General features: G+C 68.5%; 12 protein-coding genes and 1 tRNA gene. 7 read left to right on the top strand and 6 right to left on the bottom strand.

What is annotated here, in order from left to right:
- Positions 1-88 precede the first annotated feature (88 nt).
- Positions 89-3,721, top strand: a complete 3,633-nt coding sequence (locus ACGFH6_RS20885; protein WP_393386107.1) for a S8 family serine peptidase — start codon at positions 89-91, stop codon at positions 3,719-3,721.
- A 37-nt stretch (positions 3,722-3,758) separates the two neighbouring features.
- Here the strand turns inward: ACGFH6_RS20885 and ACGFH6_RS20880 are convergent, their stop codons facing one another.
- Positions 3,759-4,736 (bottom strand): helix-turn-helix domain-containing protein, encoded by a 978-nt coding sequence (locus ACGFH6_RS20880; protein WP_393386105.1) that lies wholly within the window; start codon positions 4,734-4,736, stop codon positions 3,759-3,761.
- A gap of 194 nt (positions 4,737-4,930) precedes the next feature.
- On the opposite strand from ACGFH6_RS20880, the gene ACGFH6_RS20875 reads away from it, so the two are divergent.
- Entirely contained in the window at positions 4,931-5,074 is a 144-nt protein-coding gene (locus ACGFH6_RS20875; RefSeq protein WP_393386102.1) for a hypothetical protein, read from the top strand.
- Here ACGFH6_RS20875 and ACGFH6_RS20870 read toward each other — a convergent pair.
- The 5 genes from ACGFH6_RS20870 to ACGFH6_RS20850 form a co-directional block, all read right to left on the bottom strand.
- Positions 5,054-6,877 carry a hypothetical protein gene (locus ACGFH6_RS20870; protein WP_393386099.1) on the bottom strand — a complete coding sequence of 608 codons (1,824 nt, stop codon included), beginning with the start codon at positions 6,875-6,877 and terminating at the stop codon, positions 5,054-5,056. The two genes, ACGFH6_RS20875 and ACGFH6_RS20870, sit on opposite strands and share 21 nt — an antisense overlap.
- On the bottom strand, positions 6,862-7,620 hold the full coding sequence (locus tag ACGFH6_RS20865) for an ABC transporter ATP-binding protein (protein ID WP_393386097.1): 759 nt from the start codon (positions 7,618-7,620) through the stop codon (positions 6,862-6,864). Before ACGFH6_RS20865 ends, ACGFH6_RS20870 begins: the two co-directional genes overlap by 16 nt.
- Before the next feature lie 129 nt (positions 7,621-7,749).
- Positions 7,750-8,580 (bottom strand): carbon-nitrogen hydrolase family protein, encoded by an 831-nt coding sequence (locus tag ACGFH6_RS20860; RefSeq protein ID WP_393386094.1) that lies wholly within the window; start codon positions 8,578-8,580, stop codon positions 7,750-7,752.
- Positions 8,581-8,639: 59 nt separating this feature from the next.
- Positions 8,640-9,638 (bottom strand): Abi family protein, encoded by a 999-nt coding sequence (locus ACGFH6_RS20855; protein WP_393386091.1) that lies wholly within the window; start codon positions 9,636-9,638, stop codon positions 8,640-8,642.
- A 194-nt stretch (positions 9,639-9,832) separates the two neighbouring features.
- Positions 9,833-9,916, bottom strand: a tRNA-Leu gene (locus tag ACGFH6_RS20850).
- Positions 9,917-10,139: 223 nt separating this feature from the next.
- Between ACGFH6_RS20850 and ACGFH6_RS20845 the strand changes: the two genes are divergently transcribed.
- The 5 genes from ACGFH6_RS20845 to ACGFH6_RS20825 are packed head-to-tail and all read left to right on the top strand — an operon-like array spanning position 10,140 to position 15,695.
- Positions 10,140-10,955 (top strand): FhaA domain-containing protein, encoded by an 816-nt coding sequence (locus tag ACGFH6_RS20845; protein ID WP_393386089.1) that lies wholly within the window; start codon positions 10,140-10,142, stop codon positions 10,953-10,955.
- A 10-nt stretch (positions 10,956-10,965) separates the two neighbouring features.
- Entirely contained in the window at positions 10,966-11,448 is a 483-nt protein-coding gene (locus ACGFH6_RS20840; RefSeq protein ID WP_360437894.1) for an FHA domain-containing protein, read from the top strand.
- Positions 11,449-11,458: 10 nt separating this feature from the next.
- On the top strand, positions 11,459-12,853 hold the full coding sequence (locus ACGFH6_RS20835; protein WP_393386086.1) for a PP2C family protein-serine/threonine phosphatase: 1,395 nt from the start codon (positions 11,459-11,461) through the stop codon (positions 12,851-12,853).
- Complete coding sequence (locus ACGFH6_RS20830; RefSeq protein ID WP_393386085.1) at positions 12,850-14,247, top strand: FtsW/RodA/SpoVE family cell cycle protein; 1,398 nt, start codon at positions 12,850-12,852, stop codon at positions 14,245-14,247. The genes ACGFH6_RS20835 and ACGFH6_RS20830 overlap by 4 nt, the downstream gene beginning before the upstream one ends.
- Positions 14,244-15,695: a peptidoglycan D,D-transpeptidase FtsI family protein gene (locus ACGFH6_RS20825; protein ID WP_393386082.1), complete on the top strand. Its 1,452-nt coding sequence runs from the start codon at positions 14,244-14,246 to the stop codon at positions 15,693-15,695. The genes ACGFH6_RS20830 and ACGFH6_RS20825 overlap by 4 nt, the downstream gene beginning before the upstream one ends.
- Positions 15,696-15,736: the final 41 nt, after the last annotated feature.

Genomic DNA, 15,736 nt, shown 5'->3' with positions numbered 1-15,736 from the left:
GGACAGGCCGGATCCCCGTGACCTGATTGCAAACTCTGTCGGAAGAAGAGGTGGTCCTGCCCCCAACCTCTCGAAGGAGAATCCGACCATGTCCCAACCACGGATCACTGCTGCCACCCTCGCAGCGGTGCTGGCCCTCGGCGCGGTCTCGGTGACCCCGGCCGCCGCCGCGTCACCACCCCCGACCGGGAACACCAGCCCGAAGAGCAGTGCGGTCACCCTGATCACGGGCGACGTCGTCGAAGTGACCGACGCCGGTGGCGGCCGGAAGGCGGCCAGCGTCCACCCGGCTCCGGGCCGCGAAGGCGTCTCGTTCCACACCATCGAGGCCGACGGCGGCCTCCGCGTCCTGCCGAGCGACGCCGTTCCGTACGTCTCCACCGGCGTCCTCGACGTCGACCTGTTCGACGTGGACGAGCTGATCGCCGACGGGTACGGCGACGCTGCCGCCCGGCAACTCCCGCTGATCGTCAAGTACACCCCGGGCCTCCGCACGTCTGAGGCACTCGCCGGTACGACGACCACCCGTCAGCTCTCGTCGATCGGCGGAGAAGCCGTGGACGCGGCCATGGACCAGCTGCCCGAGCTGTGGAAGTCCTTGGCCCCGGCGGTCGGTGCCCGCTCGCTGAGCAGCGGTGTCAGCAAGATCTGGCTCGACGGCAAGGTGAAGCCGGTGCTCGACAAGAGCGTCCCGCAGATCGGCGCACCGGACGCGTGGAAGGCCGGCTACGAGGGCTCCGGCGTCCAGGTCGCCGTACTGGACACCGGTGTCGACGCGCAGCACCCGGACCTGGTCGGCAAGGTGAAGGAGGCCGAGGACTTCTCCGGTAGCCCGACCGGCGCGCAGGACCACTTCGGCCACGGCACTCACGTCGCCGCAACCATCGCGGGCACGGGAGCCGGCGCGGGCGGTACCCGGAAGGGCGTCGCACCGAAGGCCGACCTGCTGGTCGGCAAGGTGCTCGGCGACGACGGCTACGGCTACGACTCCTGGATCATCGCCGGGATGGAGTGGGCTGCCGCCGAGGGCGCGAAGGTCGTCAACATGAGCCTCGGCGGTGGTCCGACCGACGGCACCGACCCGCTCAGCCAGGCGGTGAACGACATCACCGCTCAGACCGGCACGCTGTTCGTCGTCTCGGCCGGCAACGACGGCGCGGACGAGACGATCGGTACGCCGGGAGCCGCGGCGTCCGCGCTGACGGTCGGCGCCGTGGACCGGACCGACGGGCTGGCCGACTTCTCGAGCCGCGGACCGCGTCTCGGCGACGCCGGACTCAAGCCGGAGATCACCGCACCCGGTGTGGATATCATCGCCGCCCGAGCGGCCGGGACGGCCATGGGTGCACCGGTGGACGAGCTCTACACCGCTGCGTCCGGTACGTCGATGGCCGCGCCGCACGTGACCGGAGCGGCCGCCTTGCTGGCGCAGCAGCACCCGGATTGGAAGTCCGACCAGCTGAAGAACGCGCTGGTCAGCACCGCCAAGACCCAACCGAACCAGAGCGTCTACGCCCAGGGCGCAGGTCGTGTCGACCTGACCCGCGCGGTCGCGCAGAAGGTGTTCGCCACCGGTGTGGCGGACTTCGGCCTGCAGACGACGACCGGTTCGTCCACCCGGACCATCAACTACCGCAACGACTCGGACGCGCCCGTCACCCTCGCCCTGTCCGTTGCCGTTAGCAACCTGGACGCCGGCAAGCCGGAGACCGACGCCTTCGGCGTCCCCGCCACCGTCACCGTGCCCGCACACGGCAACAGCGACGTACCGGTGGACCTGACCGCGGCCAAGCTCGACCGTGGCCTGCACAGCGGCTGGATCGTTGCCACCGGCCCGGATGGCGTCGTCACCCACACCGCGGTCGGCGCGCTCCGGCAGGGTCCGAAGCACACCGTCACACTGCGGGCGGTCGGCCTCGACGGACAGCCCACCGGCGTCCCGGTGATCTCGCTGTACGGCGACAACTCGCGCTCCGACGTACTGGCCTGGATCCCGGACGGCTCCAGCTACACCGCCGAGGTCGAGGAGGGCACGTACCTGCTGCACTCACTGGTCGAGAACGGCGACCCGCAGGACGAGAAGGTCAGCCTGTTCACCGACCCGAACATCGAGGTGAGCAAGGACATCGAGGTGGTGATCGACGCGCGTAAGGCGGTGCCGATCACGATCCGGACGCCGAAGCCGTCCGAGCAGCAGGCGGTGCTGAGCTACTACGTGCACCGCGAGTACGGCAACGGCCGCTCGATCAGCCACGGCGTCATGCACTTCAGCACGGTCAAGGAAGTCAGCGTCACCCCGACCAGACCGGTCAAGGACGGCACCTTCGAGTTCTCGTCCCGCTGGCAACTGGTCGCGCCGCTGGTGCAGGCCACGGTCTCCGGTGTCACCGGACCGCTGGACATCAACCTGCTGCACCAGTCGCCGTCGTACGAAGGCAAGAAGCGCTTCCCGCTGGTGTCCGCCGACTCCTCGTTCCAGGGAGTGAAGGGCGCGGTGGCTGTACTGGACTCGAGTCAGGACGGCAGTGAGCAGGACCAGATCGAGGCGGCCGCGAAGGCCGGTGCCGCTGGGGTGATCCTGGTGCGGCCGGCGGACTGGTCCGCGTGGACGGTCTGGCGCCCGACCGGCGACCGCGAGCCGATCCCGGCGATGGTCACCACGTTCAAGGACGGTCACCGGCTGATCGACCGGGCCGAGCGCGGCCACGCCACGATCGACCTGACCCTGACGACCTCGAGCCCGTACCTGTACGACGTCCAGCAGGTCTCGACCGGGTCCATCCCGAGCAAGATCGACTACAAGGTGACGCCGGCCAACAGCGCGCGGATCACCACCGGGTACGCCGACAACGGCGGCTTCGACTGGGCCAAGGAGCAGCGGTTCGGGTGGCGGCCGTGGCAGGAGTACTCCTGGAACGACTCGCAGCGGTTCGTGCAGACGCCGAAGGTACGGGAGGAGTGGGTGACGTCCGGTGACTCTCTCTGGCAGCACCGGGTGCACCACCTCTACACGTGGGACGACATGAACCCGCTCGCCGGTGGCATGACCACGGTGCCGCGCACCTACAGGAACGGCAACTCAAGCGAGACCTGGTTCGGTCCGGTGGTCCGCCCTGCCGTCGCACCGGGCGTGGTGTCGAGCCGGACCGGCGACCGGCTGTCGCTTCGGATCCCGTCGTTCGTGGACGCGGACGGGCACTACACCGTCGGCGAGACCAGCTCGGCCAGCGCCAAGCTGTCGCGCAACGGTCAGGTGATCGCCGAACTGCCGGACGCGTGGGAGGACGTGATCACCTCCAGCGACACCGCGGCGTACAAACTGGACCTCGCCACCTCTCGGATCGACGCCGCCGGGGAGTGGAACTGGGCGACGAAGACGGAGACCTCGTGGGAGTTCCGGTCCGGTAAGCAGGCGGAGGACAAGGCGACTCCGCTGCCGCTGCTGCAGGTCGGCTACAAGGTCCCGACCGACCTGACCGGTCGCGTCGGCGCCAGGACGCATGTCGTCGGCTTCGAGGCACCCCGGTCAACCACGTTGAGTGCCTGGGCCTCCTTCGACGAGGGCAGGACCTGGCGGAAACTCCTCGTGGTAGGTGCCCTCGGCCACTATGTGGCCGCGGTCCCCAGCGCCCACGACACCGTCTCGCTGAAGGTGCAAGCCACCGGACCGGACGGCGCGAAGTTCACCCAGACAGTGATTCGCGCGTACGGCGTGAAGTAGTAGTCCTGGGCGGGCCTGCCTGGTGAGGCAGGCCCGCTCAGATCCAGCCGCGCTTGGCGGCCTGGAACGCCAGGCCGGTGCGGGTGTCGACGCCGGCCAGCGCCATCATCCGATCGAGCCGGCGCTGGACGGTACGACGACTGATGCCCAGCTGCGACGCGATCGACTTGTCCGGCACACCGGCGACCAGCAGCGACAGCAGGAACCGCTCGTTGTCGTCGAGACCTTCGGAATCCTCGGAGTCGCCGCGCTGGAGTTTGACCGGCGTCGCCTGCTCCCAGTGACTCTCGAACAGCGCCAGCAGCGCGTCCAGGAGTTGGCCGCGGCTGATGACCGCGGCCGTCGGCTCGCCGATCCCCAGCTCGTCGTCACGAACCAACGGGCAGACCGCTGTCGAGCGGTCGACGATCGCCAGCCGGACCGGGAGGGTCGGCAACGCGCGAGCCTCCTCGCCCCAGCTCACCCCTTCGGCGATCGAGTCGAGTTCGCCCGGCGTCTCGAGCAGGGCGCGTTCGTAGATCGCGCGGTACCGGACGCCGCGGGTCAGAGCGCCGTACTCCTCGGTGTTGTCCGCACCCTGCATCGCCAGTGGGTTGGCGCGGCAGAACCAGAGGATCTCCTCGCGGGCCGACTCCTGCAGGTCGCGCAGCCGTTCCCGGAGCGCGGTCGCGCCGACGATCACCTCGACCAGGTGGTGCGCGTCGCGGCGACTCGCACTGGCGCGGAACTCCTCGCTCAACGCCGCCACGGTCTTGCGGGCCGTCTCCAGCGACTCCTGCCGGCGGAGCAGTGTCGTACCGAGAGCCACGTCGGGCGGGAGCGGGCGGAACACCGGGTCGTCGACCTCGGTGGCCGCGACCAGCCCCTTCGCCTGCAACCGCTGCAGTACCTCGTCCGCTTCGTGCCGGGTCAGCTCCGCGACTTCGGCGAGCTCCCCGGACCGGGCGGCGGACAGCCCGACCAGCAGGCGGTAGGCCTGCTCCTCCCGGGCATCAAGCAACAAGCCTTCCTGCATGGGCGGCCCCCTCTCGGCGCGGTAGTCCACCTAATCAGGCGTTACAACGCTGAAGCGAGCCGATTCCCGCTGGCCGTTCCGTGCCACGGCACGCCAGTGTCATCACGGATTTGCTGAGGGACCGTCACTTCCGGTCAGAAGTTCGCGGAACTCGCCGCCGCCGAGCACCCGCCCGCCCTCGAAAGAGAAGTCTCATGAATCTGACCGACTACGCCGGGATCGCCGGCCTGGTAGCCGCGGCCGTCCTCGCCCTGTGGATGCTCCTGGGCGCCCGAAGCGTCACCAATGCCCGTCACCGGGGGACTCCCAAGCCGGGGCTACCCCGCCTCCGCCGGTGACGCCTTCCGCGCGTTGTAGTAAGTAAGGCCGCCGTACGCGTACATCCCGAGGCCGAGTGCGGCCATCCCCGCGATCACCAGCCAAGGCCACGGGCTCGGCACGTAGAGCGCGAGGAACCAGGACTTGGTGTCCTGGTTGTTGGTCAGCAGGAAGATCGCCGGTACGAGCGCCTGCGGGAACAACGGGATGGCGCCGAAGCCGAGACAGAAGCCGGCCGTCGTCCGCTTCCAGCGGGGGAGTGCGTCGTACTGCGCCTTCTTCTTGACCTCTTCGACGGTTCGACCATGCCTGAGCAGGGTCAGCAGCTCGGGTCCGCGCTGTTCGAGCCGCGTGATGGCGAGCCGGCCCAGGTACCACCACGCCAGTACGCCGGACAGGATCCCGATCGGGACGCCCCACCACGACCAGTACAGCGCGACGACCAGTGCGGGTACCGCGGTCACGGACACCAGGACGAGCATCACGTAGACGAGGCCCACGGTCTCGCCCTCGTTCTCACCCGAGTTGAGCGGGTTCCCGGACCGCTTGTGCGCGTCGGTCGTCGGTACGGCGGCCCACACCGAGCAGGCCACGATCAGACCGGCCGCGCCACCGAGGAGCGCCGGCATCACGCTGAGCACGAGCGGCCAGGCACCGGCGTCGCCTGCCCACCAGGTGAAGAGCACGGTGCTCAGGACGGTGAGCGGTCCGAAGACGAGCAGGAACGCACGCTGGCGCGCCCGCACATCCGGTCCGGCCGATCCGGGCGTCATCAGCGTCGTCCAGAGCGCCGTACCGTCGGCGCCGTACAGGTTGGAGGCCATCGCACCGGCCATGATGACGGCCGCCGGACCGGCCCAGGGCAGCATGTAGGTCGCCTTGAGCGCGAGCGGCATCATGCAGAAGAAGAGTCCGTAGCAGACCGCGAAGACCGCCTTGTGACCGTAGAGCAGGTCCCGCGTCCACGAGCGGAGTTCCTTCGCTCCAGCCGCGCTGCTCGGTCCCGTGGCGGACAGTGGTCGCCGTACTTTGTGGCTGCTGTGGCTGGCGGTGGTACGGCGTACCAGGAGAGCGGACCAGGCGATCAGCATCACAGCGGCGAGCAGGACCAGGCCGACCAGCGGTAGCAGCACTTCGAGCCAGTCGCCACGGCCGGCGGCCTCGACCGCTGTCAGACCCCAGCCCGACGGTGCGATGCGCGCAGCGGTTGCCACAGTGCCCTGCACATCAGTGGAGACATACGCGACGATCAGCGCCCAGCCCTGGGCCGCGAACGCCAGGATGAACGCGTTGACCACCGCGGCGAGTACGGCACCCGATCGCACCTGCAGCAGTACGCCGTACACAGCGACAGCTAGCCGGGAGGCCAGGATGAAGCAGAAAAGCTGCAGTACAAGGGCCGGCAAGGCGATGAGTGCTGCTGCGACGCTCAGCTGCGCACCGGCGACGACCAGACTCAGCAGGGCCACCAGACTGATCACCGGCGCGACACCGGCAACCGCGGCGACCAGCAGTCCGGTCGACAGTGTGCGCGGCGGCAGCGGCAGCATGCTGAAGTACTCCGGCTTGAGCGTCTCGTCACCGCCACCCGCGAACAGCGGCCCGACCACCCAACCGAGCATCCAGATCCCGAGTGCGACGACCAGTCCGTCGTTGTCACCGCGGGCCGCGATCCAGATCGTGCCACCGGCGAGCACCAGGCCACAGAACGCACCGGTGCCGATCCAGGAGACCCGGTTCTGGTCCTTGAGCGCATGCCGGAACGAGGACAGCCGCATCCGGACCAGCGTGTGCGAGGTGGTGTAGGTCAGGCCGAGAGCCACGACAGGCCCTCCGCACCCCGGGTCGACGCACCGACCAGCGACACGAACGCATCCTCCAGGCTGCCGCCGGCCTGCACCTCGGAAACGGTGCCCGAGGCAACGACCTTGCCGTCGGCGACGACCGCCACCCGGTCACACAGCTGCTCGACCAGCGCCATCACGTGACTCGACATCACCACCGAGCCGCCGCCGGCGATGAACCTGTTCAGGATGGTCCGGATGGTCGCCGCCGACACCGGGTCGACCGCCTCGAACGGTTCGTCGAGCACCAGTAGCCGGGGTGCGTGCAGCAGCGCGACGGCCAGCCCGAGCTTCTTCCGCATCCCGGTCGAGTAGCCGATCACCTGCTTCTCGTCCTCGTGATCGAGCTCGAGCACCTCGAGGAGTTCCGTCGTACGCCGCCGGACCTCGTCCTCGGGCAGACCGCGCAGCAGTCCCAGGTAGGTCAGCACCTCACGCCCGGTCAGCCGCTCCGGCATCCCGAGCCCGTCCGGCAGCACCCCGACGAGCGCCTTCGCCCTGGTCGGCTCGGCCCACACGTCCACCCCGAAGATCCGCGCCGTCCCCTCGTCCGGCCGCAGCAACCCGACCGCCATCGACAGCGAGGTCGTCTTCCCCGCCCCGTTCGGCCCGAGCATCCCGAAGAACGACCCGGTCGGGACGGACAGACTCAGCCCGTCGACCGCGCGCTCCTCGCCGAACACCTTGGTCAGCCCGACCAACTCGAACGCCGCACTCTCCATACCGGCAGTTTCCTTCCAGCTCACACCCCTCGAAGTCAAACTCTGTCACCCAACGGCCGCGCCGGTCGTCATTCCCCCGGCCGACCTACGGTGTCCCCCGCACGGCTTACGCCTTCCTTTCGGACGGGGTCAGAGTGCGGTCTTGTCGCGGGAGCGGGGGTCGTCGACGGCTCGGGTGCGGTAGATGTCGCCCTTCACGGCGGTGGCGCGCCAGGGACGGGCGTGCTGGAACGGAACAGTAAGGGCGGGGTCGTCGCGGTCCAGGGTGGTGATGGCGAGACCGGAGTTGCCGCTGAGTTGGGCGGCGTACGTGCCGGTGGGCGTGATCAGACCGGACGGCATCAGGTCGACGGTCTGCGCGGGCAGCGACATCGAAACCCAGTAGCAGTTGATCGCGGCGTACGCGCGGGCCTTCAGCTCGAAGATCGAGTCGACTGGGTACGCCGACAGCAGCAGACACTCGACGCCAAGACGCTCGTACTGGCTGAACAAGTGCGGAAAGTTGACCTCGACACAGATCGCGCAGCCGAATCGATAGCCGTCGACATCGAACACGACCGGGTCGAAGCCAGGACTGTAGAAGTGGTTGATCTCGGTGTTCGAGCAGAAGCGCTTGTCGTACCGGTCGACCAGTTCGCCGGCGTCGGAGATCACGTACAAGCTGTTGTGCGGCCGATGCGGCGGCGTCAACGGATGCGCCGATCCCAGCACCACCCACAGCCGCAGCTCAGCAGCCAGCGCCATGATCCGCTCGAGCTCCTCACGGACCACATCCCAGTCAACCTGGGACCAGTCGGCGATCTGCTCCTTCGCATACCCGCTCAACGCACCCTCAGGAAACTGCACCAACCGCGCCCGCCCAGCCGCCGCCTTCCGCATCAACGACCGAACCGTCTTCCCGTTCACCCGCGCGTCCGCACTGATCCCCGGCTGCGCAAGAGCCACCCGAATCCCCGTCATCGCCCTACAGTCGCACCCAGCACCGACAGAACCACGCAGCGCCACACACCTCCTGATGCTTAGGAGGCTCCACCCGTCCACAGGCGCTCGTGCTCCCAGTTCACGGGGAAACCCATGCTGTCGGTCGGCGACAGGGATGCGGTCGCCGGAAACGCCCGTACATGAGTGAGCAGGGAGCGTGGCCAGGAGTTGTCCTGGACAACAGCACTCGACAGGTAGGCCGCGATCGCCAGACTCGAGTAGACCTTGTCGGTTGGAACCGCGCCCGCCAGGTGATCCAGCACCGGACCCACCTGGTGGCGATTGAATCGCCGGATCTTGTAGGTCATCGAGCGATTCCACAATCGCGCGTGGTGTGCGGCGACGTTGCGCAGGTAGTTGATCGCCTCGAGCCAGCCGCCGACCAGTCCGCCGCCCTTGACGCCGAACTCCCCGGCGATCACCGTGCGGTCCTCCGGTCGCATGAGGTTGAAGAGCCTGACCAGGGATCCGAAGGTGAGGACTTCGACGGCGATCCACACCGGAAGTTCGTCGTACTTGTGCAGGTTGTGCCGAAGGAAGTCCTCCCGGCCAGCATCGCGAATCGCCTGCCGATAGTTCCTCGACCACGCCTGGTGCCTCGTCTCCCGGCGACCATCGCGTCGAACCGGCTCGCCGCACGCGGCCGCGTCGAGTGAGCCCACCCGGAGATGTCCGAACGGATCTCTGGCGCCAAGAACGTAGGCGACCTTTGTTCGCAGCCCGATCTCCACCGTCTCGATGACGTCCAGGACGAGGAGCCGGAGCCTGCGGTCGAAAGCCCACAACCGATCAACCTGCTCGAACGTCGTACCGGCGGTGATCGACTCCGAGCGGTAGTGCGCCGGACTCGCGACAGCACGCTCGTCCATCGGGAGCAGTTCCCGGAACGGATAGACGTACGCCGACAATCGGTAGTAGCCCACGCTCTTCAGCAGACGCAGCGCGGCTGCCTCATCGTTCACCTCGAGCCCTCGGCTGCGAAGCAGCTTCAACTGCTCCTGGTACGGCAGATGCGGCTTGGTGTAGGCGACAGGCATCGGGCGAGGGCTCCAAAAGAAAACCGGCCCTTGCAGCCTGGACGACTAGCAGCGGGGCCGGTGTTGATGCACCCATCGTAACGAAAAGTATTCGTGGCCACCAGTTCGCCGTCAGTAGCCCGGCGGCCCGGCTGCGGGGTTCATCACAGTCTGTCTGGGAATGTGAAAAGTCCCGGTCGTTGACCGGGACTTTGTGCGCGAGGGGGGAGTTGAACCCCCACGCCCTTTCGGGCACACGGACCTGAACCGTGCGCGTCTGCCTATTCCGCCACCCGCGCGCTGGCCGCTCCGACGATGTCGTTCGCGACCGAGGAAGACAGTAGCACGGGATGTGGCGGACCTTCACATTGCGGGTTCGGTCGAACCTCCCGATACGATCGATCGTCGTACCCGGTGTGTCCACCGTGACGGTGGACGCGGCGTACGGCGTGCCTGCTGAGGGCGCCGGACGGCAGGCACGATCGTTGGCACCAGCCGGCGACCGACCGTGGAGGAGGAGGCGTGCGACCGCTGCAGCGCTTCGAGCGACGCCTGGAGGGCATTGTGAGCGGTGTCTTCGCGCGTGCGTTCAAGGGCGACGTCGAGCCGATCGAGCTGGCGGCGGCGCTCAAGCGTGAGATCGACAACACCGCGCGGATCCTGTCCAGGGACCGCCGGCTGGTGCCGAACCACTTCACCATCGAGCTCGGTCCGGGCGATTTCGAGCGTCTGAACGCCTACGGCCGGACCCTCAACCACGAACTGGCCAACGAACTGCGCGACCACGCCGACATCCAGCGGTACACGTTCTCCGGCCCGATCGAGATCGAGCTGACCCAGCAGGACGAGCTGCCGACCGGTAAGTTCCGGGTGGTCAGTGCCACCGTCGGTTCACCGCAACGGCGGTCCCAGCCCTACCCGCAGGAGCCCTACGTGCCGCCGAACGACGGCCCGGTGCTGAGCACCCCGGCCAGCCCGCCCCCGCAGCAACAGCAGCCTCGCCGCGGTCACCCCCAGGTGATGCTCGAGGTGAACGGCCGACGCCGCCCGGTCAACCCGCCCGGCGTGGTCCTCGGCCGCGGTACCGACGCGGACATCCAGATCAACGACCCCGGCGTCTCCCGGCGGCATGCCGAGATCCGGCTGATGCCGGAGGGCCCCGGCGGCATCCGCGTGGTGCTGGTCGATCTGGGCTCCACCAACGGCACCCTGGTGAACGGCCGGCGGACCACCGAGGCCGAGCTGGTCGACGGCTCGACCGTGCGGATCGGCAACACAACCATGACGCTGCGCCTCGCGGACGAGCCGATGGCCCAGCCGCCGAGCAGCGGGTGGTGACTGAGCTTCCATGTCGGAACTGACCCTGACCCTGATCAAACTGGGGTTCCTGGCGCTGCTGTGGATGTTCGTCCTGGCGGTGCTGTCCGTGATCAGGTCCGACCTGTTCGGTGCCAAGGTCGACAGCCGCGCCGCGGCCGCCGTCGTACCGCAGAACTCCCGTACGCCGAAGCCCGCCAAGCCGACCAAGAAACGCAAGGGCCTGCCCGGGTCGGTGACGATCGCGGACGGGCCCCAGGCAGGCGTCGGCGCGACCCTGGTCGACGAGCCGGTGATCATCGGCCGCGGCTCGGACTGTCAGATCCGGCTCGATGACGACTACTCTTCGACCCGGCACGCCCGGCTGTTCTCTTCCGAGGGACAGTGGTGGGTCGAGGACCTCGGCTCGACCAACGGGACGTACCTGGACGGCCAGCGGGTGACCCGCCCGGTGCCGGCCGAGATCGGCGGCTCGATCCGGATCGGCCGGACGACGCTGAACATCGCGAAGTAGGCCTGCCTCGATGACCCTGTCGCTCGACTACGCAGCACTGTCCGACGTCGGACGGGTGCGCCGCAACAACGAGGACTCGGCGTACGCCGGTCCGCACCTGCTGCTGCTCGCCGACGGGATGGGCGGCGCGGCGGCCGGTGAGGTGGCCAGCGCGGCGGCGGTTCAGGTGATCCGGCGGCTGGACAACCCGGAGATCAGCGGCGAGGACATGATCGAGGCGCTGGCCGGCGCGGTGCACCGGGCCAACGAGCGGCTGTCCGAGCTGGTCGAGGAGGACCCGGAGCGCGAGGGGATGGGCTCCACCGTCACCGCGCTGATGTTCGACGGTCAGCAGCTCGGGCTGGCTCATCTCGGCGACTCCCGCGCGTACCGGATGCGGGACGGCCAGCTGTACCAGCTGAGCCACGACCATACTTTTGTGCAGTCGCTGGTGGACGAGGGCCGGATCTCCAAGGAGGAGGCTTTCACCCATCCACACCGCAACCTGATCCTGCGGGTGCTCGACGGCCGGCCGGACTCCGATCCGGACCTGGAGATGCTCGACGTCCGGGCCGGCGACCGGCTGCTGCTGTGCAGTGACGGCCTGCCCGACTACGTGAGCGACGAGGTGATCGCGGCCTCGATGGCCGACGGTACGCCGGACTCCGTGGTGGTCGAGCTGATCACGCACGCCCTTGAGGCCGGGTCGAACGACAACGTCACCTGTGTCGTCGCGGACGTGATCGAGACGCCGCCCGTCAGCGGCGAGACACCGCAGCTGGTCGGTGCCGCGGCCGAGTTGGCACAAGGCAGCACGGGCCGCGGCGAGCCGACCACGGCAGTCCGGGGTGGCGGCCACGGTGGTGGCGGTCATGCGACCGCGCTGGACCCGGAGGAACTGCGGTACGCCCCGAGGCCGCCGAAGCGGTTCCCGTGGCTGCGGCGGATCGCCGTACTCGTGGTGATTCTCGGCCTGATCGGCGGCGGCATCTGGTTCGCGTACAGCTGGACCCAGAAGCAGTACTTCGTCGGCACCGACGGCGACTACGTGGCGATCTTCAAGGGTGTGGAAGGCGACCTCCCGGGCCTGACGCTGTCGAAGGTGTACGAGCGACAGACGCTGCAAGTGGACAAGCTGCCGACCTACAGCCGGGAGCAGGTGGAGGCCAACATCCAGGCCGACAACCTGGCCGGGGCACACGCGATCGTCAGCGAACTGCAGCACACCGCGGACGAGTGCGCGCGGGTCAAGCCGACCCCGAGCCCGACACCGCGGCCGAGCACGCCGCGTCCGAGTACGGCGCCGCCGCCGACCGGCAAGCCTGTGTCCACGCCGCCGAAGCCCCCCGCCACGGTTCCTGTGACCTCACCGTCGACCACGCCGAGTACGCCGGTCGACCCTGACGACTGTGACGGCGTTCGATGAGCATCGCGTCGACGTCGGTCATCCAGATCATCCCGCGCACCCGGCGCGGGGTGGAGTTGTTCCTGCTCATCATCGCGGTCGGCGTCTCGGTCGCGGCGTACGTGAACATCGGCATCACCGTGCAGGACAAGGTCCCGGCCAGTACCGGGTACTACGCCGCCGGGATCGGTCTGCTCGCCCTGATCGCCCACCTCGCGCTGCGCTACCGGGCGCCGTACGCCGATCCGGTGCTGCTGCCGTGCGCGGTGCTGCTGAACGGGCTTGGCGTGGCGATGATCCACCGCATCGACCTCGGCCTGGCCTCGATCGCCGAGGCGAACGGCCGGACCCCGAAGGCACCGGCCGCGCCACAGCAGATCACCTGGACCGCGGTCGGCATCGTGCTGTTCCTCGTGGTGATCCTTGTGATCAGAGATCACAGGCGCCTGCAGGCCCTCACCTACACCGCCGGACTGGCCGGTCTGATTCTGCTGGTCCTGCCGCTGATCCCCGGACTCGGCGTGAACCTGAACGGCGCCCGGATCTGGATCCGGCTGGCCGGGATGTCGTTCCAGCCCGGTGAGTTCGCGAAAGTGTGTCTGGTCATCTTCTTCGCCGGCTATCTGGTGGTGAAGCGCGACGTACTGACGCTGGCCGGGCACCGCTTCCTCGGGCTCGACCTGCCGCGGGCGCGGGACCTGGGCCCGATCCTGATCGCCTGGGCGGTCAGCCTGGGTGTGCTGGTGTTCGAGAGCGACCTCGGGTCGTCGCTGCTGTTCTTCGGTCTGTTCCTGTTCCTGCTGTACGTGTCCACCGAGCGGGCCGGCTGGCTGATCATCGGTGGCCTGCTGTTCGCGGCCGGTGCGTTCTTCGCCTACCAGACCTTCGGGCACGTCCACAAACGAATCCAGGACTGGCTCGACCCGTTCTCGATCGACGGCGGTCAGGTCGCGACCGGGCTGATGGGCCAGGCCTGGGGTGGCGTCCTCGGCCGCGGCCTCGGTCAGGGCCGCCCGGAGATCACGCTGTACGGCCAGAGCGACATGATCATCTCCTCGTTCGCCGAGGAGCTCGGCCTGACCGGGCTGATCGCGATCATCCTGGTCTACACGCTGATCATCGAGCGCGGCCTGCGGACCGCGCTCGGCTGCCGCGACATCTTCGGCAAGCTCATCGCGACCGGTCTGGCGATGTCGTTCGCCCTGCAGATCTTCGTGATCGTCGGCGGCGTCACCGGGCTGATCCCGCTGACCGGTCTGGCCACGCCGTTCATGGCGCTGGGCGGTACGTCGCTGGTCGCGAACTGGGCCATCATCGCGCTGCTGCTGCGAATCAGTGACCAAGCACGCCGGCCGCAGACGCCGGCCGCTCCCGTGTCCGACGAAACGATCGCCATGGCGGTGCAGAAGCAGTGAATTCAGCGATCCGACGACTGGCCGTGGCAGCGATCATCCTGATGCTCGCGCTGATGGCGAACTCGACGTACCTGCAGGCGTTCCGGGCCGGTGAGCTCAACGGCCGCAACGACAACCGCCGGGTGCGCGACTCGCAGTTCTCGGTGAACCGCGGTCCGATCCTGATCGGCAGTACGCCGATCGCCAAGAGCGAGCAGTCGAACGACCGGTTCAAGTTCCAGCGCACCTACCCGGCCGGACCGACGTACGCACCACTCACCGGGTTCTACTCCTACCTGTTCGGCCGTGGCGGGATCGAGCTGACGATGAACTCCGAGCTGAACGGCTCGGACCCGTCGATGGCGTTCCGCCGGATCATCGACGTGATCAGCAACCGCCCGCAGCAGGGTGGCAGCGTGACCCTGACCCTGAACGCCGCGGCCCAGCAGGCGGCGTACGCCGGGCTGGCCGGCAAGACCGGCGCGGTCGTCGCGCTGGAGCCGAAGACGGGCAAGGTGCTGGCGATGGCGAGCCGGCCGTCGTACGACCCGAACCAGCTGGCCTCGCACGACCTGGACAAGGTCAGCGACGCGTGGAAGAGGCTGAACGCGGACCCGAACAAGCCGCTGTCGAACCGGGCGGCGAAGGAGCTCTACCCGCCGGGCTCGACGTTCAAGCTGGTGACGGCGGCGGCCGCGCTGTCGAGCGGGAAGTACACGCCGGAGACGAAGGTCAACTCGCCGGCAGAGCTGCCGTTGCCGCAGACCACGCAGCCGCTGGTGAACGAGGACCGCCGCAACTGCGGCGGCAGCGACAACGCGACCCTCACGGTGGCGCTGCGCTTCTCGTGCAACACGGCGTTCGGCAGTGTCGGCCTCGACCTCGGTCCGGACGTCCTGCGTGACCAGGCGGCGAAGTTCGGCTTCGGCGAGAAGCAGTTGCCGGAGCTCGGTGCCGTGGCCAGCCAGTTCCCCGGCGACCCGAACCAGCCGCAGACCGCGCAGTCGGCGATCGGCCAGTTCGACGTCCGGGCCACCCCACTGCAGATGGCGATGGTGTCGGCCGGGATCGCGAACAAGGGCGAGGTGATGAAGCCCTACCTGGTCCAGAACGTGAAGACGGCGGACCTGAAGACGGTGTCGGAGACCAAGCCCGAGTCGCTGCACCAGGCGGTCACGCCGGAGGTCGCGTCCCAGCTGACCACGATGATGATCGACGTCGTGAACAACGGCACCGGCAAGCCGGGCCGGATCAGCGGGGTGCAGGTGGCCGGCAAGACCGGTACGGCGCAGACCTCGCCGGACCGGCCGCCGTTCGCCTGGTTCACCGCGTTCGCGCCGGCCGACGACCCGAAGATCGCGGTCGCCGTGCTGATCGAGAAGGCGAACATCTCCCGCGACGACATCGCCGGCGGCAGGCTCGCCGCGCCGATCGCGAAGAGCGTCATGGAGGCGGTGCTGAACCAATGAGCACCATACGGAATGATGCCGTGACAGTGCGTCTTTCCCAC

The sequence above is a fragment of the Kribbella sp. NPDC049227 genome (assembly GCF_043197265.1).
Classification (GTDB): domain Bacteria; phylum Actinomycetota; class Actinomycetes; order Propionibacteriales; family Kribbellaceae; genus Kribbella.
This window is presented reverse-complemented; position numbering and strand designations above follow the sequence as displayed.

Bases quoted from the DNA above. Each gene is read 5' to 3' on its own strand.
- ACGFH6_RS20875 (WP_393386102.1), top strand. From the start codon at position 4,931: ATGAATCTGACCGACTACGCCGGGATCGCCGGCCTGGTAGCCGCGGCC.
- ACGFH6_RS20830 (WP_393386085.1), top strand. From the start codon at position 12,850: ATGAGCATCGCGTCGACGTCGGTCATCCAGATCATCCCGCGCACCCGG.
- ACGFH6_RS20855 (WP_393386091.1), bottom strand. From the start codon at position 9,638: ATGCCTGTCGCCTACACCAAGCCGCATCTGCCGTACCAGGAGCAGTTG.
- ACGFH6_RS20865 (WP_393386097.1), bottom strand. From the start codon at position 7,620: ATGGAGAGTGCGGCGTTCGAGTTGGTCGGGCTGACCAAGGTGTTCGGC.
- ACGFH6_RS20835 (WP_393386086.1), top strand. From the start codon at position 11,459: ATGACCCTGTCGCTCGACTACGCAGCACTGTCCGACGTCGGACGGGTG.
- ACGFH6_RS20860 (WP_393386094.1), bottom strand. From the start codon at position 8,580: ATGACGGGGATTCGGGTGGCTCTTGCGCAGCCGGGGATCAGTGCGGAC.
- ACGFH6_RS20885 (WP_393386107.1), top strand. From the start codon at position 89: ATGTCCCAACCACGGATCACTGCTGCCACCCTCGCAGCGGTGCTGGCC.
- ACGFH6_RS20880 (WP_393386105.1), bottom strand. From the start codon at position 4,736: ATGCAGGAAGGCTTGTTGCTTGATGCCCGGGAGGAGCAGGCCTACCGC.
- ACGFH6_RS20840 (WP_360437894.1), top strand. From the start codon at position 10,966: ATGTCGGAACTGACCCTGACCCTGATCAAACTGGGGTTCCTGGCGCTG.